The organism is Streptomyces sp. NPDC048734 (genome assembly GCF_043198675.1).
Lineage (GTDB): Bacteria > Actinomycetota > Actinomycetes > Streptomycetales > Streptomycetaceae > Streptomyces.
The window spans coordinates 1,001,178-1,026,414 of record NZ_JBICUZ010000001.1; the positions used below are offsets into that span (position 1 = coordinate 1,001,178).

The following is a 25,237-nucleotide window of genomic DNA, read 5'->3' on the forward strand; positions in this document are numbered from 1 at the left end:
CGGGTCGCCCCGGCGACCGCACGATGAGGAGGACTCCGTGCCGCTCTCGGAGCACGAGCAGCGCATGCTCGAGCAGATGGAGCGAGCGCTGTACGCCGAAGATCCCAAATTCGCGTCGGCGCTTGAGGGAAGCGGGCTGCGTACGTACACCCGGCGCCGGGTCTACCAGGCGGTCGCGGGCTTCCTCGTGGGTATCGCGCTCCTCATGGCCGGTATGGTCGCCCAGCAGGTCTGGCTCAGCGTGGTGGGCTTCCTCGTCATGCTGGGGTGCGCGGTCCTCGCGGTCACCGGTTGGCGCAAGGCCCCCAAGCCGGGTGAACAGCCTGCCGGCGCCCCGCAGGCACGCGGGCAGGGACGGCCGAAGCGCTCGGTGATGAACCGGATCGAGGAGCGCTGGCAGCGTCGCCGTGACGAGCAGGGCGGCGGCCAGGGGCACTGAGGCGCCGCTGGGACTGCGCCGGACCGCTCCCGTGCCCGGCCGGTGAGACGCCGGAGCCGCACAGAGACGTAGTCGAGGGGGTGACCGCCCGACCGGGCGGTCACCCCCTCACGTATGCCCACTGCCCGCACCCTCACCTGCGGACGCGGCGCTTCCGCCGGCCCGCCGCGGAACAGCGTTCGGCCCCCGTTCCGGGATCTCTCTTGGAACGGGGGCCGAACGCGTCATCAGCGGTCGCACTCACCGGCCTCGACGCCCTGGCCTCGCCCGAGCGTCCGCCGCCTCGACGCCCTGGCCTCGCCCGAGCGTCCGCCGCCTCGGCGACCCGGCGGAGCCTGAGCGTCCGCCGCCCGCCACAGCCGCCCGCCACAGCCGCCCGCCACAGCCGCCGGTCACCGGCCGCCGGCCACAGCCGCCGGTCACCGGCCGCCGGCCGAGCGTCAGCTGCCCGCCTGGGCGTCGGCCGCCCGGCTGCGCGGTCGTACCCGACGGGCCAGGGCCGCCAGGCGTGCCGAGCAGGTCGCCTTGGCCGCCGTCCAGCGGTCGCTGAGGTCCCACACCACACGGACGGCCGAACGCGGTGCCACGACCGCTCGCAGCCGGGTCCGCCGGTCGACCCGCGCCCGCAGGGCCACCCGCACCTCGCGCACGTCCTCGGCCAGTCCGGCCTCGGCCCGCGGCCGCGGGGCGAACAGCACCTGCTCCACGGCGCCCGCCACCCGGTGCACGGATCCGGCCACCGCTTGGTCCAGCTCGCCGAGCCGGACGATCCGGTCCGCCGCCCGGCGGGGCGTCAGCGCGTCGTCGGGCGGGATCCCGTAGTCCCAGGCCGTGTCGGTCAGCTCGCGCCACACCCCCAGGACGTGGGCCGCGGCTGCCTCACCGGCCTCCTCCGGAGGCACGTCCGGCAGCACCGACGGACCGGCGTCGCCCGCCGGCTGCCCGACGCCGTCCCCGCGTGTCCCGGGGCTCGCCCGGCTCACCGCCGGGGAACCGGTGTGCTGGGCCGAGGCCAGCCGCACCGACCGCCGTCTCAGCCGCCACACCATCGGCAGCAGGGGCGACACCAGCACCGCGAGCCCCAGTACCGTCCAGCCCGCGATCCTGTACCAGGGCGGGCCGCCGCCACCCTGATCCGCCTGGTCCAGCGGCAGCGCGTCGGTGCAGCCCTGGAGCCTCTTGTCCTCCGCGGTGCAGCTCGTGCTCGCCGACGGCTCGGCCGACGGCGCCGCGCCCGCCGACCGCGAGGCCTGCGGCAGGTCCGGGACGGCACTGCCCGAGGTCTCCGGCAGCGTGTACGGCGGTGTCGTCCCCCGGGTCGGGGTCGGCTCGAAACGGGTCCAGCCCACACCCTCGAAATACAGTTCCGGCCAGGCGTGCGCGTCCTTCAGGCTCACCGCCACCGAACCGTTGGACTGAGGGGAGCCGGGCGCGAAGCCCACCGCCACCCGGGCCGGTATGCCCAGCGTGCGGGCCATCGCCGCCATCGCGAACGAGAAGTGCACGCAGAAGCCCTGCTTGTCCCGCAGGAAACGGGCGAGCGCGTCCTTCCCGGTGCCGACCTCGACCTCGGTGTCGTACTCGAAGCCGCCCGTCACCGCGAACCAGTCCTGGAGCTTCACCGCCCGCTCGTAGTCGTTCGACGAGCCGTCGGTGATCTCGCGGGCCGTCCGCGACACCACCGCCGGCAGGGTGTCGGGCACCTGGGTGTACTCGCCGCGCAGCGAACCGCGGGCCCGCGGGGCGGCGGCCAGCTGTTCCGCGGTCGGCCGCAGCTGAAGGCTGTTCACCTCGTAGGACTTGCCGCGGGTGGTCTGGCGGTGGTCGCCGACCACGGTCATGCCGACCGGCTCGTACCGCCACCTGCCGCTGACCTGCACACCGCTCGGCGGGTACGGCATCGGCAGCCAGTCCTGGGCGTACCAGTCGGCGGCGGACACCCGGGTGGTGATCTCCGTGCGCGGCACCTGCGGGCTCAGGCCGGGCGGGGTGGGCAGCTCGTCGGGCACGGCGACGACATCGCGCTTCGACGGCTTCCACGTGGTGCCGTCGAAGTCGTCCAGGGAGACGATCCGCAGATACAGGTCCGAGATGTCGCCGGTGTTGGTGCGCAGGGTCAGGACCGTGCGGTCCTCGTTCACGTTCAGGCTGTCGCGCAGCGACACCAGCGGGTTGACCGCGGAGATCGTGCCCCCGCCGCCGGTGCCCGGTCCGGCCCCGGTACCCGCGCCGTCCAGCAGGCCGCCGTCGATCGCGGGCAGCGGCAGCAACGGCACCGCGAGCGCCACGCCCAGGGCGGCCGCGCCGATGCGCCGCCCGGTGCGCACCGGGGCCACCGGTCCGGACTGCCCGCCCGGGGCGCGCGGGGCGCCCCCGAAGAGACGGCCCCACTGCGAGAGCCGCTCCCGGCCCTCGGCGAGCAGCAGCATGAGATAGCCGCCGCCGGCCACCAGGAACCAGAGCCAGTCGGTCCCCCCGTCGGAGAGCCCCGCGGCGACCGAGTACAGCGCCAGCAGGGGCAGGCCGGCCGGTGCGGCGTTGCGGTAGGTCACCGCGAGGGTGTCCACCGCGAGCCCGATCAGCAGCACACCGCCGATCATCATCAGCCGGATGCCGTCGGAGAGCGGCGCCGGTATCGCGTACCGCCCCACGTCGTCGGTGCCCGCGCGGAGGAGGTCGGCGAAGTGCTGGAAGGCCTGCGGGCCGGGGATCAGCCCGGCGATGGCCTGCTCCCGCGCGAAGACCAGGGTGAGCAGCACCAGCGTGGCCAGGACCTGGGCCAGCACGGTCAGCGGCCGGGCCAGCGGCACCCGCCGGGCGGCCGCGCCGACCCCGCACTGGACGGCCAGCAGGACGGCCGCCAGCAGGATCCACGAGGTCTGCTCGACCAGGGGCAGCAGGGCGGAGGCGGCCATCAGCGTGGCCGCCGCGGCGCACACCGTCAGCCGGGCCCGACCGCTCATGACCCCGTCCCCCTTCCGCTCGGTCCACCGGCCGTCACGACACCCGAACGCTCCCGGTCCGCCTGCCGCCACAGCTCGTCCAGCGGAGTGCCCCGCGGCACGCTCACGGCCGTCCAGCCCGCCTCGCGCAGCATCCGCAACCGCTCCTGGTGCCTGTTCATCGGATGAGGCGCGTCATTCGGTTCACGCACCCAGCTGTCGCCGTCCAGGAGGAAGGCGACGGCGCCCCCGCTGCGCTGGCGCATCTTGGCGGCCACCGCCGCCTCCTCCTCGTCGAGGTCGCCGAGGAAGGCCACCAGCAGCCCCTCGTTGCCCCCGCGCAGCACGTCGTAGGCCGGGGACAGGCCCGTGCCGTCGGAATGGTCGATCACGGCGAGGGTGTCCATCATCAGCCCGGCCGCGTCGGCCGAGCCCTGGCCGGAGCCGGCGAAACCCTCGGCGCCCTCGCCCGGCACCGAGCTGCCGGTGTCCGTCAGCAGCCGGACGGAGAAGCCCCGCTCCAGCATGTGCACCAGGACGGACGCGGCGCCCGAGACCGCCCACTCGAAGGCCGAGTCGGGGCCCGCGCCCCGGTGGGCGACCCCGCGGGTGTCCAGCAGCACCGTGCAGCGGGAGCGCTGGGGCTGTTCCTCGCGGCGCACCATCAGCTCGCCGTAGCGGGCGGTGGAACGCCAGTGGACACGGCGCAGGTCGTCGCCGTAGCGGTAGCCGCGCGGGATCGCGTCGTCCTCGCCGGCCAGTGCCAGCGAGCGCTGCCGCCCGTCGCCGTACCCCTTCGCCTCGCCGCCCAGCCGGACCGGCGGCAGCGCCTCCACGCGCGGCACGACCGTCAGGGTGTCGTACGTCGAGAAGGAGCGGGTCAGTTCGCACATGCCGAACGGGTCGTTCAGCCGCAGCTGCAGGGGGCCCAGCGGGTAGCGGCCGCGCAGGTCGGAGCGGACCCGGTAGGACACCTCGCGCCGGCCGCCCGCCTCGACCCGGTCCAGGACGAAACGGGGGCGCGGGCCGAGGACGTAGGGCACCCGGTCCTGCAGCATCAGCAGGCCCGTCGGCAGCCGGGAGACGTTGTCCATTCGCAGATGGACGCGGGCCTCGCTGCCGGCGGGCACGCGCGCGGGGGAGAGCCGACGGCTGCCGGCCACCCGGTAGCGGGTGCGGTAGACCACGGCCGCGCAGACCAGCGGCAGCGTGGCCAGCAGCAGTCCGACGCGCAGCAGGTCGGGCTGGCCGAGGACGTAGGCGCAGATCGCGGCGGCGACTCCGGCCGCCAGGAAGGAACGGCCACGCGTGGTGAGACCGGCCAGGGCGGTGCGTGCGCCGCCCTTCTCCCCGCGGTCCGCCTCCGCCGGTCCGGCCGCGCCGGTGGTCATCCGAGCCTCCGCGGCGGCTGCCGGCCGTACACCGGGGTGCCGTCGCCCAGGCCGTAGCCGCGCTGCTGCGGGGAGCCGGTGGGCACCGGGGTGCGCTGGATGATCTCCTCGACGACCTGCTCCGAGGTGCGGCGGTTCAGCTGGGCCTGCGCGGTGGGCAGCAGCCGGTGGGCCAGGACGGCCACGGCGAGGTTCTGCACGTCGTCCGGCAGCGCGTAGTCCCGGCCGCAGAGGGCGGCGGACGCCTTCGCCGCGCGCAGCAGGTGCAGGGTCGCGCGCGGGGAGGCGCCGAGTCTGAGATCGGGGTGGGTGCGGGTGGCGGAGACCAGGTCGACCGCGTACCGCCGGATCGCCTCGGCGACGTGGACCCCGCGGACCGCCTCGATCAGCTTCAGGATCTCGTGCGCGTGGGCCACCGGCTGGAGGTCGTCCAGGGGGTTCACCCCACCGTGGACGTCGAGCATCTGCAGCTCGGCCTCCGGACTGGGGTAGCCGATGGAGACCCGGGCCATGAAGCGGTCGCGCTGGGCCTCGGGCAGCGGATAGGTGCCCTCCATCTCCACCGGGTTCTGGGTGGCCACCACCATGAAGGGGCTGGGCAGCTCGTAGGTCTGCCCGTCCATGGTGACCTGGCGCTCCTCCATCGACTCCAGCAGCGCGGACTGGGTCTTGGGCGAGGCGCGGTTGATCTCGTCGCCGATCACGATCTGCGCGAAGATCGCACCCGGCTTGAACTCGAAGTCCCGGCGCTGCTGGTCCCAGATGGACACGCCGGTGACGTCCGAGGGCAGCAGGTCGGGCGTGAACTGGATACGCCGGACCGAACAGTCGATGGACCGGGCCAGCGCCTTCGCCAGCATCGTCTTGCCCACGCCGGGGACATCCTCGATCAGAAGATGTCCCTCGGCGAGAAGCACCGTCAGAGAAAGCCGTACGACCTCGGGCTTGCCCTCGATCACTCCCTCCACCGAACTGCGGACCCGCTCCACGGTGTCGGTCAGATCTGTGAGGCTCGCACGCTCGTCATAGGTCGTCACCCGGCCCTCCTCGGCCCGTTCTTTCCGGGCCGACGCTCTGCGACGCGGACCGGCCCACCCCGAAACACGGACACCACGCGGGAAACACTCAGCGCGACGCCACTCCCGCATTCTTGCTGCCGTTACCGTTTCGTGTCACTCGGCTGTGGACAACTGACAGCGATATGTCAGGTCTTAGGACTGTTCGGCCGGGTCGATTTCCCTCAGCAGTCCCGTCCTCACGTCGAAGACGAAGCCCCGTACGTCGTCGGTGTGCAGCAGGAACGGCGAGGTGCGCACGCGCTGCATCGACTGCCGCACGTCCTGGTCGACGTCCCGGAAGGCCTCCACCGCCCACGCCGGGCGCTGCCCCACCTCCATCTCCAGGTCGTGGCGGAACTCCTCGGTGAGGCTCTCCAGACCGCAACCGGTGTGGTGGATCAGCACCACGCTGCGGGTGCCCAGGGCGCGCTGGCTGATCGTGAGGGAGCGGATCACGTCGTCGGTGACGACACCACCCGCGTTGCGGATGGTGTGGCAGTCGCCGAGTTCCAGGCCGAGGGCGTCGTGCAGGTCGAGTCGGGCGTCCATGCAGGCCACCACGGCCACGTGCAGGACGGGGCGCGCGTCCATCCCCGGGTCGCTGAACGCGGCGGCATAGCGCCGGTTCGCGTGGACCAGGCGGTCGGTGACCGTGCCGCCAGTGGGTATGGCGGCCTCGGAGCCGGTGGGTACCGATGCGGAAGTCGTCATACCCATGACGTTACTGGTCACAAGCTCTCCGGTCTCGTTGTGAGAAGGGTGAAGAACGTCATCCCGGTCGTGTGTGAGGTAACCCACACGAGTGGCGGGAGGAAGCCCGTAGGAGTGATTTTCCCGTAATCGCCGCTTCGCATGCGTATCGGAGCACGACGCGCAGGCCGGTTGATTGACCGCGAGACAGGGTGGACTAAAGTGACGCGAAGCGGGAGGCGGTGATCTCCCCGCTGGACTGAATTCCCCGAGAGACCCCGGCGCGGCCGCCGGGGATCTCCCCGCGTGCGCGGCGCGTACGTACGGCTCGGCCTCCTCCCGCTCCCGGTCGGCTGACGCTTCCGGCGCCGGCTGACCTCCCCTTCTTCGAGCGGGTGGGGATCCGGCGGTGCGTACGGACTCCGCCGGATCTGAGAGGGCCCAGGAGCGATGGGGCGCGAAGCGCATTCCAATGAGGGTGATGGCGGGCGACGGGAGGGACGGAGCCGACACGTCCCGGTGATGCTCCAGCGGTGCCTGGACCTGTTGGCCCCCGCCCTCCAGCGGCCCCAAGCGGTGGTCGTCGACTGCACGCTCGGCCTCGGCGGACACAGCGAGGCCCTGCTCACCCGGTTCCCCGAGGCCCGCCTGGTCGCCCTCGACCGCGACAAGGAGGCCCTGCGGCTGTCCGGCGAGCGCCTCGCCCCGTACCAGGACCGCGCCACCCTCGTGCACGCCGTCTACGACGAACTCCCCGAGGTGCTGGAGCGGCTCGGCATCCCGCGCGTGCAGGGCGTCCTGTTCGACCTCGGTGTCTCCTCCATGCAGCTCGACGAGGCGGAGCGGGGATTCGCCTACGCGCAGGACGCCCCCCTCGACATGCGCATGGACCAGACGACCGGCATCAGCGCCGCCGAGGTCCTCAACACCTATCCGCCGGGCGAACTGGTGCGCATCCTGCGGGCCTACGGCGAGGAGAAGCAGGCCAAGCGGATCGTCTCCGCGGTCGTGCGCGAACGGGAGAAGGAGCCGTTCACCAACAGCGCCCGGCTCGTCGAGCTGATCCGCGACGCTCTGCCGCAGGCGGCCAAGCGCACCGGCGGCAACCCGGCCAAGCGCACCTTCCAGGCGCTGCGCATCGAGGTCAACGGCGAACTGTCGGTCCTGGAGCGGGCGATCCCGGCCGCCGTGAAGGCCCTCGACGTCGGCGGACGGATCGCCGTGCTGTCGTACCAATCGCTGGAGGACCGGCTGGTCAAGCAGGTGTTCGCGGCCGGCGCCGCCACCACCGCGCCGGCCGGACTGCCCGTCGTCCCCGAGCGCTACCAGCCGCGCCTCAAGCTGCTCACCCGTGGTGCCGAACTTCCCACGGAGGAAGAGGTCGCCGAGAACCGGCGGGCCGCCCCGGCGCGGCTGCGCGGGGCCGAGCGGATCAGGGAGGACGTCGAGTGACGGGCGTGCGGCGGGCGGGCCGGGGAACATCCCGGTCCGACGGGTTCGTGACCGGCGGCCCAGGGGAGGGCGAGTGAGCAGGAAACCCCGGCTGAAGGGGCGGGCCGCCCGGCTCGCGCGGCTCTTCCCGGCCCGGCCGCGACAGGCTGCCCGCACGCCGTTCGTCCTGCTCGTCGTGCTGCTCCTCGGCGGTGGTCTGATCGGCCTGCTGGTGCTGAACTCCGCGCTCAGCGAGGGCTCGTTCGAGATGGACGACCTCCAGAAGGACACCAAGAGCCTCACCGACGAGGAACAGGCGCTCCAGCGGGACATCGACGCCTACTCCGCCCCGGACGCCCTCCAGCGCCGCGCGCGGGAACTGGGCATGGTGCCCGGCGGCGACCCGGCCTTCCTCGACCCCGACGGCACCGTGAAGGGCGTCCCCTCGGCCGCCCCCGGCTCCCCGGCGGACACCCAGCTCGCCGCGCGGCCCCCCGAGGCCATCGCGACCCTGCCGGCCTTCCCACCGGCCGGCGCCCCCACCGCCGTCCCCGGCGCCTCCCCGACCGCCGCGGCCGAACCCGGCCCGGCGGCGACCGCCCCCGGCGGGTCCGCGACCGCAGCCACTCCCACGACTCCCGGCAGGTGACGGAAGTGTCCGACAGGGAACCGCCGCGCCGGCGCGTGCCCGGCCCCGCCCGTCCCGCCCGCTCGGCCCGGCCCGCCCGCCCCGTGTCGGCCCAGCGCAGGCCGGGGCCCGGAGCGCGCCCCACCCGCCGTCCTGCCGCGCGGCCCGCGGCTCCCCGCGTCATCCGGCTCGGCAGCCCGCGCCCCCGGCTGCGTCTGGTCGGCCTCGCGCTGGCCCTGGTGATGATCGCCTTCGTCATCCGTCTGCTCCAGGTGCAGGCCGTCGACGCCGGCACCTACGCCGCCAAGGCCGAGCAGAACCGCTACGTCGGCCAGGTCCTGACGGCCGAGCGCGGCGAGATCACCGACCGCTCCGGCGTGGCCCTCGCCTCCAGCGAGGACGCCTACGACATCACGGCCGACCCGACGATGTTCGCCCCCGACCAGCTGAAGACCGACGACGGGCCCGAACAGGCGGCCGCCCTCCTCGCGCCGATCCTCGGCCAGGAGCAGTCCGCGCTCGTCAAGAAGCTGCGCCCCGGCAACGCGAACGTCCGCTACGCCAAGCTGGCCGGCCGGCAGACCCCGCAGGTCTGGAAGCAGATCAAGGACCTGAAGTCCGCGCTCGCCACCAAGGCCGAGTCGGACCCCGCCACGGTCAACGTCCTGGCCGGCGTCTTCTCCGTCCCGAGCAGCAAGCGCGTGTACCCCAACGGTGAGCTGGCCGCCGGGATACTGGGCTGGGTCAACGCCGAGGGCACGGGCGGCGGCGGCGTCGAGCAGAAGCTGAACGCCACCCTGGCCGGCAAGGACGGCAAGATCCGCTACGCCCAGTCCGGCGGCCGTCAGGTGCCCACCGCCGGCTCCACCGAGACGCCGGCCGTGCCCGGCTCCGACGTCGAGCTGACGATCGACCGGGACATCCAGTGGGCCGCCCAGAACGCCATCACCGAGCAGGTGAAGGCGTCCAAGGCGGACCGCGGCTACGTCATCGTCCAGGACACCCGCACCGGCGAGATCCTCGCCCTGGCCAACTCGCCCGGCTTCGACCCCAACGACCTGTCCGACGCGATCCCCGAGGCCCTCGGCAACGCGGCCCTCCAGGACGCCTTCGAGCCCGGCTCCACCGCCAAGGTCATGTCGATGGCCGCCGTACTGGAGGAGAACGCCGCCACGCCGCTCACGCGCGTCACCGTGCCCAACCGGCTGCACCGCGGCGACCGGCTGTTCCAGGACGACATCGACCACCCCACCTGGTACCTCACGCTCAACGGCGTGCTCGCCAAGTCCAGCAACATCGGCACGATCCTGGCGACCGGCCAGCTCGGCAGGACCCAGGCGCAGGCGAACCAGACCCTCTACTCCTACCTGCGCAAGTTCGGCATCGGCAGCTACACCGGGCTCGGCTTCCCCGGCGAGACCAAGGGCATCCTCGCGGCGCCCGGCGACTGGTCGACCTCGCAGCAGTACACGATCCCTTTCGGCCAGGGCGTCTCCATCAACGCGCTCCAGGCGGCCTCCGTCTACTCGACGATCGCCAACGGCGGCGTGCGCGTCGAACCGAGCCTGGTGCGCGGCACCAAGGGGCCCGACGGCCGCTTCGTCCCCGCCGAGGCCCCCCGCAAGACACGGGTGGTGAGCCAGAAGACGGCCAAGTCCCTCGCGCAGATGCTGGAGTCGGTGGTGGACGACGAGGAGGGAACCGGCACCAAGGCGCGCATCCCCGGGTACCGCGTCGCGGGCAAGACGGGTACCGCGAACCGCGTGGATCCGGCCACCGGCAAGTACCGCGGCTACACCTCGTCGTTCGCCGGATTCGCGCCCGCCGACAAACCCCGGGTGACGGTCTACTGCGCGATCCAGAACGCCACCGAGGGCAGCTACTTCGGCGGCCAGATCTGCGGCCCGATCTTCAAGCAGGTCATGGAGTTCTCCCTGAAGACGCTCCAGATCCCGCCGACCGGCGGGAAGCCGGCCAACCTCCCGGTCTCCTTCGCCCCCTGACCCCGCCACCCCGCCCGCCAGCCCGTCAGCCGCCCGTGTTCAGCGCCGAACCACCCAGGGAACCAGCCCGTGACCATGATCACTCCCGACCCCGCGGACCAGGCACCCCCCGCCGCCTCGCTTCGCCCCCGACCGGCCCCGCCCGGTACGCTCACCGCCGTGCCACACGCTGATCAGTCCCCAACCACTCAGAAGGGCGCTTCCGTGACGTATCCGGGACCGCCGCGACCGGTGCACGTCGCCGCCACACCCCTGGCGGAGCTGGCCGGACAGCTGGGTGCCGAGCAGCCGGAGAGCGGCGCGGAGGTCACGGGCATCACCCACGACTCACGCGCCGTCCGCCCCGGCGACCTGTACGCCGCCCTCCCGGGCGCCCGCCTGCACGGCGCCGACTTCGCCACCCAGGCCGCGGGCCTCGGCGCGGTCGCCGTGCTGACCGACCCGGCCGGCGCCGAGCGCGCCGCCGCCACCGGCCTGCCGGTCCTGGTCGTCGACGACCCGCGCGCACGGATGGGTGAACTGGCGGCCACCATCTACGGCCACCCCGGCCGCGAACTGCTCCAGATCGGCATCACCGGCACCTCCGGCAAGACCACCACCGCCTACCTCGTCGAGGGCGGCCTGAAGAAGGCCAGGGCGACCGGCCTCATCGGCACGGTCGAGATGCGCATCGGCGACGAGCGCATCAAGTCCGAGCGCACCACCCCGGAGGCCACCGACCTGCAGGCCCTGTTCGCCGTCATGCGCGAACGCGGCGTCGAGGCGGTCGCGATGGAGGTCTCCAGCCACGCCCTGGTCCTCGGCCGGGTCGACGGCTGCGTCTTCGACATCGCCGTGTTCAACAACCTCAGCCCGGAACACATGGAGTTCCACTCCGACATGGAGGACTACTTCCGGGCCAAGGCGCAGCTGTTCACCCCGCTGCGCAGCAGGCTCGGGGTGGTCAACCTCGACGACGAGTACGGCCGCCGGCTGGCCGGCGAGGCCACCGTCCCCGTCGTCACGTTCTCCGCCGAGGGCCACCCCGACGCCGACTGGCGGGCCGTGGACGTCCAGGTCGGCCCGATGGACTCGACGTTCACCGTCCTCGGCCCGCAGGGCGAGCGGATCGCCGCCAGGTCGCCGATCGCCGGCCCCTTCAACGTGGCCAACAGCCTCGGCGCCATCGTCGCCCTCGCCGCCGCCGGACTCGACCCGCAGACCGCCGCCGACGGCGTGGCCGCCGTACCGGGCGTGCCGGGCCGGCTGGAGCGGGTGGACGCCGGACAGGACTACCTCGCGGTCGTCGACTACGCGCACAAGACGGACGCCGTGGAGTCGGTGCTCAGGGCGCTGCGCAAGGTCACCAAGGGCCGGCTGCACGTGGTGCTCGGCTGCGGCGGCGACCGCGACACCACCAAGCGGGCCCCGATGGGCGCCGCCGTGGCCCGGCTCGCCGACACCGCCGTACTGACCTCCGACAACCCCCGTTCCGAGGACCCCCTCGCGATCCTCGCGACGATGCTCCAGGGTGCCGCGTCCGTGCCGGCCCACGAGCGCGGCGAGGTGCAGCTGTTCGAGGACCGGACCGCCGCGATCGCCGCCGCCGTCGGCCGGGCGCGGCCCGGGGACACCGTGCTGGTCGCGGGCAAGGGCCACGAGCAGGGCCAGGACATCGCCGGTGTGGTCCGTCCCTTCGACGACCGCCAGGTGCTCCGCGAAGCTATCCAGAAGACCCAGGGATGAACTTGTGATCGCCCTCTCCCTCGCCGAGATCGCAGCAGTCGTCGGCGGGCAGACGTACGACATACCTGATCCGTCCGCGCAGGTCACCGGACCCGTCGTCCGGGACTCCCGCGAGGTGGAACCCGGCAGCCTCTTCGTCGCCTTCGTCGGTGAACGGGCGGACGGCCACGACTACGCGCGGGCGGTCGTCGAGGCGGGCGCGGCGGCCGTACTGGCCTCGCGGCCCGTCGGCGTGCCCGCGATCGTCGTGGACGACGTCCAGGCGGCGCTCGGCGCCCTCGCCCGGCACGTCGTGGGCAGGCTCGGCACGACCCTCGTCGCCCTCACCGGCTCGGCCGGCAAGACCAGCACCAAGGACCTCATCGCCCAGGTCCTGCGGCGCAAGGCGCCGACGGTGTTCACGCCCGGCTCGCTCAACAACGAGATCGGGTTGCCGCTGACCGCGCTGTCCGCCACCGAGGAGACCCGGTTCCTCGTCCTGGAGATGGGCGCCCGCGGCATCGGCCACATCCGCTACCTCGCCGGTCTGACGCCGCCGAGGATCGGCCTCGTGCTCAACGTCGGCACCGCCCACATCGGCGAGTTCGGCGGCCGCGAGCAGATCGCCCGGGCGAAGGGCGAACTCGTCGAGAGCCTCCCGTCCGCGAGCGAGGGCGGTGTGGCGGTCCTCAACGCCGACGACCCCCTGGTCCGCGCCATGGCCTCCCGTACGAAGGCGAAGGTGGTCCTTTTCGGAGAGTCCGACGAAGCGGACGTACGGGCCGAGAACGTGAGACTCACGGACACCGGACAGCCCGCCTTCAGGCTTCACACACCCTCCGGTGCAAGCGATGTGACCATGCGCCTGTACGGTGAGCACCACGTGTCGAACGCGCTCGCCGCGGCCGCCGTCGCCCATGAGCTGGGTATGTCCGCGGAAGAGATCGCCACCGCGCTCTCCGAGGCGGACTCCCTCTCCCGCTGGCGGATGGAGGTCACCGAGCGCCCGGACGGCGTGACGATCGTCAACGACGCCTACAACGCGAACCCCGAGTCCATGCGAGCCGCCCTGCGCGCGCTCGCCGCAATGGGCAGAGCCTCACAGGCGAAGGGGGGCCGCACGTGGGCGGTGCTCGGCAAGATGGCCGAGCTGGGGGACGAGGCGCTCGCCGAGCACGACGCGGTCGGACGGCTCGCCGTCCGGCTCAATGTCGGCAAGCTCGTCGCGGTCGGGGGCAGGGAAGCCGCCTGGCTGCAACTGGGCGCATACAACGAGGGTTCGTGGGGTGAGGAGTCGGTGCACGTGTCCGACGCACAGGCGGCTGTCGACCTGTTGCGCAGCGAGTTGCGCCCGGGGGACGTCGTACTCGTGAAGGCGTCCCGTTCGGTCGGACTGGAGAGTGTCGCGCAGGCGCTGCTCGAGACCGGTGCCGAGGGTGAGGTCGCCGCCCGATGATGAATCAGATCCTGTTCGCGGGCGTCATCGGCCTCTTCCTGACGCTGGTCGGCACCCCGCTGCTGATCAAGCTGCTCGCACGCAAGGGGTACGGCCAGTACATCCGCGACGACGGCCCGCGCGAGCACGCCAGCAAGCGCGGTACGCCGACCATGGGCGGCATCGCCTTCATCCTGGCGACGGTCGCGGCGTACTTCCTGTCCAAGGTCATCACGGGCAAGCCGCCGACCTACTCCGGTCTGCTGGTGCTCGGCCTGATGTGCGGCATGGGTCTGGTCGGCTTCCTCGACGACTACATCAAGATCGTCAAGCGGCGTTCGCTGGGTCTGCGGGCCAAGGCGAAGATGGCCGGCCAGCTGATCGTCGGCATCGCCTTCGCGGTGCTCTCGCTCCAGTTCTCCGACCAGCGCGGCAACACCCCGGCCTCCACGAAGCTGTCGTTCATCACGGACTTCGGCTGGACGATCGGCCCGGTGCTGTTCGTCGTCTGGGCGCTGTTCATGATCCTCGCGATGTCCAACGGCGTGAACCTGACGGACGGTCTGGACGGCCTCGCCACCGGTGCCTCCGTCCTGGTCTTCGGCGCCTACACCTTCATCGGCGTCTGGCAGTTCCAGGAGTCCTGCGCCAACGGCGAGACCCTGACCAACCCCAGCGCCTGCTACGAGGTGCGCGATCCGCTGGACCTCGCGGTCATCGCCTCCGCGCTGATGGGCGCCTGCCTCGGCTTCCTGTGGTGGAACACCTCGCCGGCCAAGATCTTCATGGGCGACACCGGTTCGCTGGCGCTCGGCGGTGTGCTCGCCGGTCTCGCGATCTGCTCCCGCACCGAACTGCTGATGGCCATCCTGGGCGGGCTGTTCGTCCTCATCACCATGTCGGTGGTCATCCAGGTCGGCTCCTTCCGGATGACCGGCAAGCGCGTCTTCCGGATGGCGCCGCTCCAGCACCACTTCGAACTCAAGGGCTGGTCCGAAGTCCTCGTCGTGGTCCGCTTCTGGATCATCCAGGGCATCTGCGTGATCGTCGGACTGGGTCTCTTCTACGCGGGATGGGCAGCAGAAAAGTGACCGACTGGCAGGGGAAGAACGTCACCGTCGCCGGACTCGGAGTCTCCGGCATCCCGGCGGCCAAGGTGCTGCACGGCCTCGGCGCGCACGTCACCGTCGTCAACGACGGCGACGACGCACACGCGCGTGAGCAGGCCGCGGAGCTGCTGGAGCTGGGCGTCACCGTGCGCCTCGGCGACGGGGCGACCCTGCCCGAGGACACCGAACTGATCGTCACCGCGCCCGGCTGGAAGCCGGACAAGCCGCTGTTCACGGCGGCCGCCGCGGCCGGTGTGCCGGTGTGGGGCGACGTCGAACTCGCCTGGCGGCTCAGGGGGCCCGACGCGGCCCCCTGGCTCTGCGTCACCGGCACCAACGGCAAGACCACCACCACCCAGATGCTGGCGTCGATCCTGACGGCGGCCGGCCTGCGCACGGCGGCCGTCGGCAACATCGGCGTCTCGCTGCTGGACACGGTCCTCGGCGAGGAGCGCCACGACGTCCTCGCCGTGGAACTCTCCAGCTACCAGCTGCACTGGGCGCCCTCCCTGCGCGCCCACTCGGCCACCGTGCTCAACCTGGCCCCGGACCACCTCGACTGGCACGGCTCCATGGAGGCGTACGCCAGGGACAAGGGCCGTGTGTACGAGGGAAATCGGGTCGCCTGCGTCTACAACGTGGCCGACAAGGCCACCGAGGACCTGGTGCGCGAGGCGGACGTCGAGGAGGGCTGCCGGGCCGTCGGCTTCACGCTGGGCACTCCCGGCCCGTCCCAACTCGGCGTCGTGGACGGCATCCTGGTCGACCGCGCCTTCGTCGAGAACCGGCAGAAGAACGCCCAGGAGCTGGCCGAGGTCTCCGACGTCACCCCTCCCGCGCCGCACAACATCGCCAACGCCCTTGCCGCGGCGGCCCTCGCGCGCGCCTTCGGGGTGCCCGCCACGGCCGTACGGGACGGGTTGCGGGCCTTCACACCCGACGCCCACCGGATCGCCCACGTGGCGGACCTGGACGGCGTCGCGTACGTCGACGACTCCAAGGCCACCAACACCCACGCCGCGCAAGCCTCGTTGGCGGCGTACGAGTCGATCGTGTGGATCGCGGGCGGCCTCGCCAAGGGGGCGACCTTCGACGAGCTGGTCACGCGGTCGGCGAAGCGGCTGCGCGGGGTCGTGCTCATCGGCGCCGACCGCGCCCTGATCCGTGAAGCCCTCACGCGACACGCCCCGCAGGTACCGGTCGTCGAGCTCGACCGGACCGACACTGGGGCGATGCTCGCGGCTGTCCAGGAGGCCCGCGGACTCGCCGTCGAGGGCGACACGGTACTGCTCGCCCCGGCCTGCGCCTCCATGGACATGTTCGTCAACTACAACCAGCGCGGTGACGCGTTCGCGGAGGCCGTTCGCGAACTCGGCGCCTGACCCGGCCGCCTGCCGGGCGGACCTTGGGAGGGACGAGTGCGACCGTCGAGGCCGACGTTCACCGGAGGCTGCGGTGCCCGCTAGCCGTACCGGGCGGCCGCCCGTCCAGCGGGCCGTCCGCAGACCTGCCGCCAGGCCGCCGCGCGACAACCCGGCGCTGCGGCTCTACACGCGTGCCCGCAGGGCCTGGGACCGGCCGCTCACCGCCTACTACCTGATCCTCGGCGGCAGCCTGCTGATCACCGTGCTGGGTCTGGTGATGGTCTACTCGGCCTCGCAGATCACCGCGTTGCAGATGTCGTTGCCGGGCTCGTTCTTCTTCCGCAAGCAGTTCCTCGCCGCCGCCATCGGCGGACTGCTGATGCTGGCCGCCTCCCGGATGCCGGTGAAACTGCACCGGGCACTGGCCTATCCGATCCTCGCGGGCGCCGTCTTCCTGATGATCCTGGTGCAGGTGCCGGGGATAGGGATGGCGGTCAACGGCAACCAGAACTGGATCTCGCTCGGCGGCTCGTTCCAGATCCAGCCCAGCGAGTTCGGCAAGCTCGCGCTGGTGCTGTGGGGCGCCGACCTGCTGGCCCGCAAACAGGACAGGACGCTGCTGAGCCAGTGGAAGCACCTGCTGGTGCCGCTCGTGCCGGTGGCGTTCATGCTGCTCGGACTGATCATGCTCGGCGGCGACATGGGGACGGCGATCATCCTCACGGCCATCCTGTTCGGCCTGCTGTGGCTGGCGGGCGCGCCCACCCGCCTCTTCGCCGGCGTGCTCTCGATCGCCGCCCTGATCGGCGTGATCCTCATCAAGACCAGCCCGAACCGCATGGCCCGGCTCGCCTGCATCGGCGCCACCGAACCGAAGTCCGGGGCGGCCGACTGCTGGCAGGCCGTGCACGGGATCTACGCCCTCGCCTCGGGCGGCATCTTCGGCTCCGGGCTCGGTGCGAGCGTGGAGAAATGGGGACAACTCCCCGAGGCGCACACCGACTTCATCTTCGCCGTCACCGGCGAGGAACTGGGTCTCGCGGGGACGCTGTCGGTGCTCGCCCTGTTCGCGGCTCTAGGCTATGCGGGTATCCGCGTGGCCGGACGCACGGAGGACCCCTTCGTCAGGTATGCCGCGGGAGGCGTGACCACCTGGATCACGGCCCAGGCCGTGATCAACATCGGTGCGGTACTCGGCCTGCTGCCGATCGCCGGTGTCCCCCTCCCGCTGTTCTCCTACGGAGGATCCGCCCTGCTGCCGACCATGTTCGCCATCGGGTTGATGATCGCCTTCGCACGCGACGAGCCCGCTGCGCGGGCGGCGCTTGCGATGCGGCCTTCCCGCTTTGGTAGAAAGCGGGGAGCCGGGGGTTTCACGGGGCCCCGGAGATGGAACACGATGCGACGGCGTGCCTCGGCGGCGCGCACGTCCGGAGAGCGGTGAATTTCGGTGCATGTCGTACTCGCTGGTGGGGGGACCGCCGGCCACATCGAGCCCGCGCTCGCCCTCGCGGACGCCCTGCGCAGGCAGGACCCCTCGGTGGGGATCACGGCCCTGGGCACGGAGCGCGGTCTGGAGACCACGCTCGTACCCCAGCGGGGTTACGAGCTGGCGCTGATCCCCGCGGTGCCGCTGCCGCGCAAGCCGACCCCCGAGCTGATCACCGTCCCGGGCCGGCTGCGCGGCACGATCAAGGCGACCGAGCAGATCCTGGAGCGCACCAAGGCCGACGTGGTCGTGGGCTTCGGCGGATACGTGGCGCTGCCCGCCTACCTGGCCGCCAAGCGCCGGGGCGTGCCGATCGTCATCCACGAGGCCAACGCCCGCCCGGGCCTGGCCAACAAGATCGGCTCGCGGTACGCCGCCCGCGTCGCCGTCTCCACGCCCGACAGCAAGCTTCGCGACGCCCGCTACATCGGCATCCCGCTGCGTCGTTCCATCGCCACGCTGGACCGGGCCGCCGTGCGCCCCGAGGCGCGGCACGCCTTCGGGCTCGACCCGAACCTGCCGACGCTGCTCGTCTCCGGCGGCTCGCAGGGCGCCCGCCGCCTCAACGAGGTGGTCCAGCAGGTCGCCCCGTGGCTCCAGCAGGCCGGCATCCAGGTCCTGCACGCGGTCGGCCCGAAGAACGAACTGCCGCAGGTCCAGCAGATGCCGGGAATGCCCCCGTACATCCCGGTACCGTACGTGGACCGGATGGATCTCGCGTACGCCGCGGCCGACATGATGCTCTGCCGCGCGGGCGCCATGACCGTCGCCGAACTCTCCGCCGTCGGGCTCCCCGCCGCCTACGTCCCGCTGCCCATCGGCAACGGCGAACAGCGGCTGAACGCCCAGCCGGTCGTCAAGGCCGGCGGCGGCCTCCTGGTCGACGACGCGGAACTGACCCCGGAGTGGATCCGGGAGAACGTCCTGCCGGTGCTGGCCGACCCGCACCGGCTGTACGAGATGTCCCGCGCCGCCGGTGAGTTCGGCCGCCGGGACGCCGACGACCTGCTCGTCGGCATGGTGTACGAGGCGATCGCCGCCGGCCGTGCACACCACTAGGAAACGCATCGGCGAGTGAGCCGAAGGGGCGCGTCGGCGCCGAGCGGTCAGGGATCCCCTGCCGTCCGGCGCCGACCGCGGCGCCCCGGAGGTGAACCGGGCCAGGAAAGGGAGGGCGCGTGGCCGGATCCGCCACCGCCGAGCGCGGTGCACGCCAGCAGGAGTCGTCGGGCCCGCCCCTCGTCCGGCGGCTCGGCCCGCGCCGACTTCGTGTGATCGTCATCATCGCGCTCGCGGTCGTCCTGCTCGGCGCCGGCGTCGGCTGGCTGCTGTACGGTTCCCAGTGGCTGCGCGTGGAGCGGGTCTCCGTCTCCGGCACGGCGGTTCTGACGCCGGCCCAGGTCCGCGAGGTCGCCGCCGTCCCCGTCGGGTCGCCGCTGGTCTCCGTCGACACCGGTGCGATCGAGGAGCGGCTGAGGGAGAAACTGCGCCGAATCGACTCGGTTGCCGTGACGCGTTCCTGGCCCGACGGAATCGGTCTGAAGGTGACCGAGCGTACGCCCGTCCTGCTTGTCCAAAAAGGGCGGAAATTCATCGAAGTGGACGACGGAGGTGTCCGTTTCGCCACCGTTTCCCGGGCGCCGAAGGGTGTTCCGTTGCTGGAAGTGGAACTCGCCCCGTCGAGTTCGGCCGCCGCGAGTCTGCGCCGCTTCGGCGAGGACCGCCTCGTCCGCGAGGCGGTGCGGACCGCCGGCGCCCTGCCGCCCGCGGTCGCCCGGGCCGCCCGTGTCGTCAAGGTCCGTTCCTACGACGACATCTCGCTGGAGTTGAGCGGTGGCCGCACCGTCGCGTGGGGCAGCGCCGAGGACGGAGCGGCGAAGGGCCGTACCATCCTCGCCCTGATGAAAGCCTCTCCGGACGCACGGCACTTCGATGTGAGTGTCCCCACGGCCCCTGCGTCAGCGGGGAGTTGACGCACATCAGCGCAGGCCAGCACCCTGGTTGGGCAGCGACATGGCTGATCACATAGGGTGAAAAGAAAAACGGGAGGTTCGGCGTGTTCGTTGAACGGGCGCCACTTGTCGACTTAGTGTCCTGTTCAGAAGACTTCAAGGAACAGGCACACTGGTAACCCTAAACTTCAGCGTTAGGGTTCGGGTCGGCGAAACGGACCGTCCCATTCGGCATCAGTCGCCGGATCGTGGAGCGCAGAGCGTCTCGCGAACCAGCGACACGTAACTCGAGGCGAGAGGCCTTCGACGTGGCAGCACCGCAGAACTACCTCGCAGTCATCAAAGTCATCGGTGTCGGCGGCGGTGGTGTCAATGCCATCAACCGGATGATCGAGGTCGGTCTCAAGGGTGTCGAGTTCATCGCCATCAACACGGACGCCCAGGCGCTGTTGATGAGCGACGCCGACGTCAAACTCGACGTCGGCCGCGAACTCACCCGCGGACTCGGCGCCGGAGCCAACCCGGCCGTCGGCCGCAAGGCCGCCGAGGACCACCGCGAGGAGATCGAGGAGGTCCTCAAGGGGGCCGACATGGTCTTCGTGACCGCCGGCGAAGGCGGTGGCACCGGCACCGGCGGCGCACCCGTCGTGGCCAACATCGCGCGCTCCCTCGGCGCCCTGACCATCGGCGTGGTCACGCGCCCGTTCACCTTCGAGGGACGGCGCCGTGCGAACCAGGCCGAGGACGGCATCGCCGAACTCCGTGAAGAGGTCGACACCCTCATCGTCATCCCCAACGACCGGCTGCTGTCCATCTCGGACCGCCAGGTCTCCGTCCTCGACGCGTTCAAGTCGGCGGACCAGGTCCTGCTCTCCGGTGTCCAGGGCATCACCGACCTCATCACCACGCCGGGTCTGATCAACCTCGACTTCGCCGACGTCAAGTCGGTCATGTCCGAGGCGGGTTCGGCCCTCATGGGCATCGGCTCGGCCCGCGGCGACGACCGCGCGGTGGCCGCCGCCGAGATGGCGATCTCCTCGCCGCTGCTCGAGGCGTCCATCGACGGCGCCCGGGGTGTGCTCCTGTCCATCTCCGGCGGCTCCGACCTCGGCCTGTTCGAGATCAACGAGGCCGCCCAGCTGGTCAGCGAGGCCGCCCATCCCGAGGCCAACATCATCTTCGGCGCCGTCATCGACGACGCGCTCGGCGACGAGGTCCGGGTCACCGTGATCGCGGCCGGCTTCGACGGGGGCCAGCCCCCGGCCCGCCGGGACAACGTCCTCGGCTCGGCCTCCGGCTCCTCGTCGCCGTCCTCGGCCTCGTCATCGCACCGCCGCGAGGAGCCCGCTCCGGTACGGCAGCCGGAGAGCCGGCCGACCTTCGGCTCGCTCGGCAGCGTGACCCCGAAGGAGGAGCCGGAGCCGGCGCCCGAGCCGGTGGCCGACATCCCGGTCGCCCCGCCGGTGCCGCCGTCGCGCAGCTACTCGGACAGCGCGGCCGAGGAACTGGACGTGCCGGACTTCCTGAAGTGATAGGACAGCGCGGACACGCGAGCGGCGCGCACTTCGCCTTCACCGACCGGTGGGGCGGGGTGAGCGCCGCTCCGTATGAGGAGCTCAACCTCGGCGGCGCGGTCGGCGACGACCCCGAGGCCGTACGGACCAACCGGGAGTCGGCGGCCAAGTCGCTGGGTCTCGAGGCGGACCGGGTCGTCTGGATGAACCAGGTGCACGGCGCGGACGTCGCCGTCGTCGACGGTCCCTGGGGCGTGGGGAGCCCGGTGCCCGAGGTCGACGCGATCGTCACCCGGGAGCGGGGGCTCGCGCTCGCCGTCCTCACCGCCGACTGCACGCCCGTCCTGCTGGCCGACCCGGTCGCCGGTGTCGCGGCCGCGGCCCACGCCGGCCGGCCCGGGATGGTCGCGGGGATCGTCCCCGCCGCCGTACGGGCCATGGTCGGACTCGGTGCCGAGCCCTCCCGGATCGTCGCGCGCACCGGGCCGGCCGTCTGCGGCCGGTGCTACGAGGTGCCGGAGGCGATGCGGGCCGAGGTGGCCGCCGTCGAGCCGGCCGCGTACGCCGAGACGAGCTGGGGCACTCCCGCGGTCGACGTGACCGCCGGGGTGCACGCGCAGCTCGACCGGCTCGGGGTGCACGACCGGGAGCGGTCGCCGGTGTGCACGCGCGAGTCGCAGGACCACTTCTCGTACCGCCGCGATCGCACCACAGGGCGACTCGCGGCATATGTCTGGCTGGACTGATGGACATGACGGACCGCAAGGAAGAACTCGCCGGAAATCTGGCGAAGGTGGAACAGCGCATCACGGCCGCGTGCGCGGCGGCCGGGCGCGCGCGGGAGGAGGTGACCCTGATCGTGGTCACCAAGACCTACCCGGCGAGCGACGTGCGGGCACTGTCGGAACTGGGCGTGCGGCACGTCGCCGAGAACCGTGACCAGGACGCCGCGCCCAAAGCCGCCGCCTGCTCGGATCTGCCCCTTTCCTGGCACTTCGTAGGGCAATTGCAGACCAACAAGGTTCGTTCTGTGGTCGGTTACGCGGATGTCGTGCAGTCCGTGGACCGGGCCCGCCTGGTCGCGGCCCTGTCGAAGGAGGCCGAGCGCGTCGGGCGCGAGGTCGGCTGCCTCATCCAGGTCGCGCTCGACGCGGGGGAGCCCTCGGCGGGAGGGGGCGCGCGGGGGGAGCGGGGCGGTGTCGCGCCCGGCGGGATCGCGGAGTTGGCCGACCTCGTGGCGGGCGCTCCGGGGCTCCGGCTCGGCGGGCTGATGACGGTCGCACCTCTGACCGGGAAGTACGCCGGACGTCAACGGGCGGCGTTCGACCGGTTGATGGATTTGTCGACTGACCTGCGCCGAACCCATCCTGCTGCGAACATGGTCTCGGCAGGGATGAGCGCGGACCTCGAACAGGCCGTGGCGGCCGGAGCGACACATGTACGCGTCGGCACCGCGGTACTCGGAGTCCGTCCCGGGCTCGGGTAACGTCGCCAGGAAGTCGGACCACAGCAGAAAATATGGTCATTACCGCCGAAGGCGGCACAAGGGCCACGTGGATCGCGGGACTTGGCAGTCGTCAGCGGATCCACCACAGAGCGGAGGACTCAGAGCATGGCCGGCGCGATGCGCAAGATGGCGGTCTACCTCGGCCTCGTGGAGGACGATGGGTACGACGGCCGGGGTTTCGACCCCGACGACGACTTCGAACCCGAGCTCGACCCTGAGCCCGAGCGTGACCACCGACGGCACGAGCCGTCACACCAGTCACATGGAGCACATCAGTCCCAAAGGGACGAAGAGGTGCGAATCACTCAACCGCCCGTGCCGCGCGAGCCGGTGGCCAGATCCGTTTCGCCAGGCGCGGAATCCGGGCGTCCGGCGCGGATCGCGCCCGTGGCATCCATCACACAAGAACGTCAGTCCCTGGAGAAGAACGCGCCGGTGATCATGCCCAAGGTCGTGTCCGAACGAGAGCCGTACCGGATCACCACGCTCCACCCCCGGACCTACAACGAGGCCCGTACCATCGGGGAACACTTCCGTGAGGGCACCCCGGTGATCATGAATCTGACTGAGATGGATGACACAGACGCGAAGCGACTTGTCGACTTTGCGGCCGGTCTGGTGTTTGGTCTTCACGGCAGCATCGAGCGGGTGACGCAGAAGGTGTTCCTGTTGTCGCCTGCTAACGTCGATGTCACGGCGGAGGACAAGGCCCGCATCGCAGAGGGCGGGTTCTTCAACCAGAGCTGAGACGCACGACCGGAACAAGCAGTGACGAGAGAGCACGTAAGCAGGGGAGAGGGAAGCACCGAACATGAGCGTGGTCCTGGATGTCGTCTACATCGCGCTGATGGTCTTCCTCATCGTGCTCATCTTCCGGTTGGTCATGGACTACGTCTTCCAGTTCGCCCGCTCATGGCAGCCCGGCAAGGCGATGGTGGTCGTTCTGGAGGCCACCTACACTGTCACCGATCCACCGCTCAAGCTTCTGCGGCGGGTGATCCCGCCGTTGCGTCTCGGGGGCGTGGCGCTCGACCTGTCCTTCTTCGTACTGATGATCATCGTCTACATCCTGATCTCGATCGTGGTCCGGCTGTGAGCGATGTGAACTACCGTCTTGCCGAATGCCGACGACTACGTTGAGGTGAAGAGATGCCGTTGACCCCCGAGGACGTGCGGAACAAGCAGTTCACGACCGTCCGCCTCCGAGAAGGCTATGACGAGGACGAGGTCGATGCCTTCCTCGACGAGGTCGAAGCCGAACTGACCCGCCTGCTGCGGGAGAACGAGGACCTGCGCGCCAAGCTGGCCGCCGCCACGCGTGCTGCTGCCCAGAACCAGCAGAACATGCGCAAGCCTCCGGAGCAGCAGGACCAGCAGCAGGGGATGCCCCCGCAGCAGCAGGGTATGCCTCAGCAGGGTATGCCCCAGCAGGGGATGCCGCAGCAGGGGATGCCGCAGGGTATGCGCGGCGGTCCGGTGCCCGCCGGCATATCGGGCCCGCCGCAGCAGCAGATGGGTGGCCCCATGGGTGGTCCGCCCCAGCTGCCGAGCGGTGCCCCGCAGCTGCCCGCCGGCCCCGGCGGTGGTCAGAGCGGTCAGCAGGGTCCCGGCCAGATGGGCCAGGGCCCCATGGGTCAGGGGCAGATGGGTCCCGGCCAGATGGGCCAGGGCCCCATGGGTCAGGGGCAGATGGGTCCCGGCCAGATGGGCCAGGGCCCCATGGGACAGGGGCAGATGGGGCAGGGTCCGATGGGCCAGGGCCCCATGGGCGGCCACCCCATGCAGCAGCAGATGGGCGGCCCCATGGGCGGTCCCGGTCAGGGCCCCGGTGGCGACAGCGCCGCCCGTGTCCTCTCGCTGGCCCAGCAGACCGCCGACCAGGCGATCGCCGAGGCCCGTTCCGAGGCCAACAAGATCGTCGGTGAGGCGCGTTCGCGTGCCGAGGGTCTCGAGCGCGACGCCCGTGCCAAGGCCGACGCCCTGGAGCGGGACGCGCAGGAGAAGCACCGCGTCGCGATGGGCTCCCTGGAGTCCGCCCGCGCCACGCTGGAGCGCAAGGTCGAGGACCTGCGCGGCTTCGAGCGCGAGTACCGCACGCGCCTGAAGTCGTACCTCGAGTCCCAGCTGCGTCAGCTGGAGACCCAGGCCGACGACTCCCTCGCCCCGCCGCGTACCCCGGCCGCGGCCTCCCTGCCGCCGTCCCCGTCGCCTTCGATGGCTCCGGCCGGCGCGAGCGCGCCGTCCTACGGCGGCGGCACCTCGGGCATGGGCGGACCGAGCCAGACCGGCCCGTCCTACGGCGGTCAGCAGCAGATGTCCCCGGCGATGACCCAGCCGATGGCACCGGTGCGTCCGCAGGGCCCCTCCCCGATGGGGCAGGCTCCCTCGCCGATGCGCGGCTTCCTCATCGACGAGGACGACAACTGACGGCCGACACCACGCCTTAGGCGTCGGCAGCGTTCACAGGGCGGGGCCCCGGATTCCTTTCCGGGGCCCCGCCCTGTTTACGCGTGTTGCGGGGCCGGCCCACGCATGCCGAGAGGGCGGGCGGCAGCCTGCGGTGACGCCGGGCATGCGGAAG

General features: G+C 71.8%; 21 protein-coding genes. 17 read left to right on the top strand and 4 right to left on the bottom strand.

The features are described 5' to 3' along the window. Positions 1-37 precede the first annotated feature (37 nt). Positions 38-439 carry a DUF3040 domain-containing protein gene (locus ACGFQC_RS04415; RefSeq protein ID WP_363087215.1) on the top strand — a complete coding sequence of 134 codons (402 nt, stop codon included), beginning with the start codon at positions 38-40 and terminating at the stop codon, positions 437-439. Between the two features lie 440 nt (positions 440-879). Here the strand turns inward: ACGFQC_RS04415 and ACGFQC_RS04420 are convergent, their stop codons facing one another. From ACGFQC_RS04420 to ACGFQC_RS04435, 4 genes are all read right to left on the bottom strand, one after another. Further along, complete coding sequence (locus ACGFQC_RS04420; RefSeq protein WP_363087216.1) at positions 880-3,402, bottom strand: DUF3488 and transglutaminase-like domain-containing protein; 2,523 nt, start codon at positions 3,400-3,402, stop codon at positions 880-882. After that, positions 3,399-4,772 (bottom strand): DUF58 domain-containing protein, encoded by a 1,374-nt coding sequence (locus tag ACGFQC_RS04425; RefSeq protein WP_363087217.1) that lies wholly within the window; start codon positions 4,770-4,772, stop codon positions 3,399-3,401. The genes ACGFQC_RS04420 and ACGFQC_RS04425 overlap by 4 nt, the downstream gene beginning before the upstream one ends. Further along, positions 4,769-5,809 (bottom strand): MoxR family ATPase, encoded by a 1,041-nt coding sequence (locus ACGFQC_RS04430; RefSeq protein WP_363087218.1) that lies wholly within the window; start codon positions 5,807-5,809, stop codon positions 4,769-4,771. The genes ACGFQC_RS04425 and ACGFQC_RS04430 overlap by 4 nt, the downstream gene beginning before the upstream one ends. A gap of 174 nt (positions 5,810-5,983) precedes the next feature. Continuing rightward, positions 5,984-6,541, bottom strand: coding sequence for a carbonic anhydrase (locus ACGFQC_RS04435; protein WP_363087219.1), 558 nt, complete (start codon positions 6,539-6,541; stop codon positions 5,984-5,986). A gap of 429 nt (positions 6,542-6,970) precedes the next feature. Between ACGFQC_RS04435 and rsmH the strand changes: the two genes are divergently transcribed. The 16 genes from rsmH to ACGFQC_RS04515 all read left to right on the top strand — a co-directional run bounded on the left by rsmH (position 6,971) and on the right by ACGFQC_RS04515 (position 25,083). Continuing rightward, the gene (gene rsmH / locus ACGFQC_RS04440) at positions 6,971-7,972 is read left to right on the top strand and encodes a 16S rRNA (cytosine(1402)-N(4))-methyltransferase RsmH (protein ID WP_363087220.1); all 1,002 of its coding nucleotides are present in this window, start codon (positions 6,971-6,973) and stop codon (positions 7,970-7,972) included. A gap of 73 nt (positions 7,973-8,045) precedes the next feature. Then, on the top strand, positions 8,046-8,600 hold the full coding sequence (locus tag ACGFQC_RS04445; protein WP_363087221.1) for a septum formation initiator family protein: 555 nt from the start codon (positions 8,046-8,048) through the stop codon (positions 8,598-8,600). Between the two features lie 5 nt (positions 8,601-8,605). Continuing rightward, on the top strand, positions 8,606-10,582 hold the full coding sequence (locus ACGFQC_RS04450) for a penicillin-binding protein 2 (protein WP_363087222.1): 1,977 nt from the start codon (positions 8,606-8,608) through the stop codon (positions 10,580-10,582). Positions 10,583-10,786: 204 nt separating this feature from the next. Continuing rightward, positions 10,787-12,307 carry a UDP-N-acetylmuramoyl-L-alanyl-D-glutamate--2,6-diaminopimelate ligase gene (locus ACGFQC_RS04455; RefSeq protein ID WP_363087223.1) on the top strand — a complete coding sequence of 507 codons (1,521 nt, stop codon included), beginning with the start codon at positions 10,787-10,789 and terminating at the stop codon, positions 12,305-12,307. A gap of 4 nt (positions 12,308-12,311) precedes the next feature. Beyond that, a complete protein-coding gene (gene murF, locus ACGFQC_RS04460; protein WP_363087224.1) occupies positions 12,312-13,742 on the top strand; it encodes a UDP-N-acetylmuramoyl-tripeptide--D-alanyl-D-alanine ligase in 1,431 nt (476 codons plus the stop codon). Further along, entirely contained in the window at positions 13,739-14,812 is a 1,074-nt protein-coding gene (mraY, locus tag ACGFQC_RS04465; RefSeq protein ID WP_363087225.1) for a phospho-N-acetylmuramoyl-pentapeptide-transferase, read from the top strand. Before murF ends, mraY begins: the two co-directional genes overlap by 4 nt. After that, positions 14,794-16,212 (top strand): UDP-N-acetylmuramoyl-L-alanine--D-glutamate ligase, encoded by a 1,419-nt coding sequence (gene murD, locus ACGFQC_RS04470; protein WP_363087226.1) that lies wholly within the window; start codon positions 14,794-14,796, stop codon positions 16,210-16,212. Before mraY ends, murD begins: the two co-directional genes overlap by 19 nt. 73 nt (positions 16,213-16,285) lie before the next feature. Next, complete coding sequence (ftsW, locus tag ACGFQC_RS04475) at positions 16,286-17,638, top strand: putative lipid II flippase FtsW (protein ID WP_363087227.1); 1,353 nt, start codon at positions 16,286-16,288, stop codon at positions 17,636-17,638. A gap of 6 nt (positions 17,639-17,644) precedes the next feature. Continuing rightward, positions 17,645-18,742: an undecaprenyldiphospho-muramoylpentapeptide beta-N-acetylglucosaminyltransferase gene (murG, locus tag ACGFQC_RS04480; RefSeq protein ID WP_363087228.1), complete on the top strand. Its 1,098-nt coding sequence runs from the start codon at positions 17,645-17,647 to the stop codon at positions 18,740-18,742. A gap of 119 nt (positions 18,743-18,861) precedes the next feature. Further along, positions 18,862-19,656: an FtsQ-type POTRA domain-containing protein gene (locus tag ACGFQC_RS04485; RefSeq protein WP_363087229.1), complete on the top strand. Its 795-nt coding sequence runs from the start codon at positions 18,862-18,864 to the stop codon at positions 19,654-19,656. Between the two features lie 287 nt (positions 19,657-19,943). Next, positions 19,944-21,167: a cell division protein FtsZ gene (gene ftsZ / locus ACGFQC_RS04490; protein ID WP_363087230.1), complete on the top strand. Its 1,224-nt coding sequence runs from the start codon at positions 19,944-19,946 to the stop codon at positions 21,165-21,167. Next, entirely contained in the window at positions 21,164-21,895 is a 732-nt protein-coding gene (gene pgeF / locus ACGFQC_RS04495) for a peptidoglycan editing factor PgeF (RefSeq protein WP_363087231.1), read from the top strand. The genes ftsZ and pgeF overlap by 4 nt, the downstream gene beginning before the upstream one ends. Before the next feature lie 5 nt (positions 21,896-21,900). After that, entirely contained in the window at positions 21,901-22,635 is a 735-nt protein-coding gene (locus ACGFQC_RS04500; protein ID WP_363087232.1) for a YggS family pyridoxal phosphate-dependent enzyme, read from the top strand. Positions 22,636-22,761: 126 nt separating this feature from the next. After that, positions 22,762-23,403, top strand: a complete 642-nt coding sequence (gene sepF, locus ACGFQC_RS04505) for a cell division protein SepF (protein ID WP_363087233.1) — start codon at positions 22,762-22,764, stop codon at positions 23,401-23,403. Between the two features lie 64 nt (positions 23,404-23,467). Further along, entirely contained in the window at positions 23,468-23,752 is a 285-nt protein-coding gene (locus tag ACGFQC_RS04510) for a YggT family protein (protein ID WP_363087234.1), read from the top strand. A gap of 53 nt (positions 23,753-23,805) precedes the next feature. Beyond that, positions 23,806-25,083: a DivIVA domain-containing protein gene (locus ACGFQC_RS04515; protein ID WP_363087235.1), complete on the top strand. Its 1,278-nt coding sequence runs from the start codon at positions 23,806-23,808 to the stop codon at positions 25,081-25,083. Positions 25,084-25,237 lie beyond the last annotated feature (154 nt).